Annotated in this window: 3 protein-coding genes and 1 pseudogene; all 4 read left to right on the forward strand. The window is 62.6% G+C overall.

The features are described 5' to 3' along the window. A partial coding sequence (locus ABX749_RS30215; RefSeq protein ID WP_372899309.1) for an aldehyde dehydrogenase occupies positions 1–1,050 on the forward strand: 1,050 nt, incomplete at its 5' end. 32 nt (positions 1,051–1,082) lie between these two features. Continuing rightward, entirely contained in the window at positions 1,083–1,349 is a 267-nt protein-coding gene (locus ABX749_RS30220; RefSeq protein WP_145212009.1) for a EutN/CcmL family microcompartment protein, read from the forward strand. Between the two features lie 92 nt (positions 1,350–1,441). Continuing rightward, the gene (locus ABX749_RS30225; RefSeq protein WP_372899310.1) at positions 1,442–2,083 is read left to right on the forward strand and encodes a hypothetical protein; all 642 of its coding nucleotides are present in this window, start codon (positions 1,442–1,444) and stop codon (positions 2,081–2,083) included. Between the two features lie 50 nt (positions 2,084–2,133). Beyond that, positions 2,134–2,254 (forward strand): annotated as a pseudogene (locus ABX749_RS30230) (carbon dioxide concentrating mechanism protein CcmL); the annotation flags it as partial.

The raw sequence follows: 2,254 nt of genomic DNA on the forward strand, positions 1-2,254 counted from the left end.
CTGGCCGTGATCGACCGCGCCCCGTTCGGCGTCATCGGAGCGATCACGCCGGTCACTCACAGCTTGCCGACGATCACCGGCAACGCGGTCAGCATGATCGCCGGCGGGAACACCGTCGTCGTCAATCCCCATCCGTCGGGCAAGAAAGTCGCCGCCGAAGGCGTGCGTCGATTCAACGAAGCGATCGAGGCGGAAATCGGGATCGACAATCTGATCTGCGTGATCGCCGAACCGACGTTGGAATCCGCCGAAGCGTTGTTCAAGCACCGCAGCGTCGCCTTGATCTGTGTCACCGGCGGTCCCGCCGTCGGCCGCGCCGCACTCAACAGCGGCAAACGCGCCATCGTCGCCGGACCGGGCAACCCGCCGGTCGTCGTCGACGAAACGGCCGACCTGGATCTGGCCGCCCGATCGATCATCACCGGCGGCGCTTATGACAACAACCTGCTGTGCATCGCCGAAAAAGAAGTCTTCGTCGTCGACTCGGTCTTCGACGCAATGATGGATGCGATGCGACGTGCCGGTGCCGTCCAGCTCAATGCCGCACAAATCGCCGAACTGACCTCCAAAGCCATCGTCACCGTCGGCGATGACCAACACGACGCGGCCTGCAAAGACTACATCGGCAAGGACGCATCGTTCCTGGCCGCCGCCGCCGGCGTTTCGGTCCCCCCAGAAACCGAGTTGGTGTTCGGGGAAACCGACGAGCATCACCCGTTCGTCAGCGTCGAGCAAATGATGCCGTTCATGCCCTTCGTTCGCGCCCGCGATGTCGATCACGCGATCGCGATGGCCAAACACTACGAACACGGCTTCCGTCACACCGCGATCATCCACTCGCGCAATGTTCGCAACATGACCAAGATGGGACGCGAACTGGACACGACCCTGTACGTCAAGAACGGACCCTGCATGGCGTCGCTCGGCCTGGGCGGCGAAGGCTACCTGTCATTCTCCATCGCCGGGCCGACCGGCGAAGGCGTCACCACGCCGACCACGTTCACCCGCGAACGACGATGCAGCATGATCGGCGAACTGCGGGTGGTTTGAGGTTTCAAGTTTCAAGTTTCAAGTTTCAAAGAATGCAGCCTGCGATTGTCCTCGGATCGACCCACGCCACCGTCAAGCATGAAAGCTTGGTCGGCATGCGTTTGGTCGTCTTGCAGCCGATCGGGACGGACGAGAAGGCTGACGGACCGCCGCTGATTGCGTTGGACCAACTCGGTTCACGCAAGGGCGATCACGTGATGATCACCAGCGACGGTTCGTACGCCCGCGAGGCATGCGGACACGATCTGACGCCGGCCCGTTGGACGGTGATCGGATTGATCGACGACATCGAAGCTTAGCCAACCGCCTCCACAACCTATCTACACCTGACACCCAACCCCAGTATTCGAACGTGAGCCGCCTGACCTACGACCGCAGCGATGAGACAGCGATGATCGCTGACATTGCGCGCCAGGTGATTCGGCGGCTGCGCGAAAGTGGTTCACCGGGTTCAGCCGCCTCGGCTTCGACAACCTCCGCTCCAGCCGGCCCGTCCTCGGTCGGCGGCGAAAAGCTGATCACGATCGCAACCTTGGATCGTTATGCGAGCACCGGCCAGATCCTCGCGGTCGAAGGCGCGGTCATCACCCCGGCGGCCCGTGAAGAAGCGGTGCAGCGGGGCATCCAAATTCAATTTGCCGCGTCAGGCGTCGCATCACCCAGCATCACATCGTCCAGCAACGCCGCGAATGCCCAAGCGGACACGTCGCCGCCGACAGAGATGCAGGTGCCGGATTCGCTTGGCAATCAACTCGCTCGGCGTGGAATCACGTTGCCGGCCGGTGTCGAGATCCTCTGGACCGACGAGCCTGCCGCGGAAGTGTACCGGCGTTGCAGCGGGGGACAGCGTGCGGCGATGGTCAGCGCCCTGTCGGACGTCGAACGATTCGCCGCCGAACTTTCGCCCAATGTTTGGGTTTTGGATCGCCAGAAACTGAATCTGGTTGCGGCGGTCAACGTGGCCGCTCGTATCGCGCGTTGCCCAGCAACGGGCTCCTCGGCGCTGCCGCAAACTTCCGAAGGTTCCCGATGAAACTCGCTCGCACCATCGGCTCGATCACACTTTCCAAATCGCATCCCGCGATGGCCAACGCCAAGCTGCGTCTGGTCGAGGTCGTGGATTCGATCGATCGAGTCGACACCGAACCGCTCGGTGGGGACACGATCGTGGCCTGGGACTTGTGCAGCACCGGACTGGGCGACC

The sequence above is a fragment of the Stieleria sp. genome (assembly GCF_041595215.1).
Taxonomy (GTDB): Bacteria; Planctomycetota; Planctomycetia; order Pirellulales; family Pirellulaceae; genus Stieleria; species Stieleria magnilauensis.

Excerpts from the sequence above, each read along its gene's own strand:
- ABX749_RS30220 (WP_145212009.1), top strand. The coding sequence starts at position 1,083 with ATGCAGCCTGCGATTGTCCTCGGATCGACCCACGCCACCGTCAAGCAT.
- ABX749_RS30225 (WP_372899310.1), top strand. The coding sequence starts at position 1,442 with ATGATCGCTGACATTGCGCGCCAGGTGATTCGGCGGCTGCGCGAAAGT.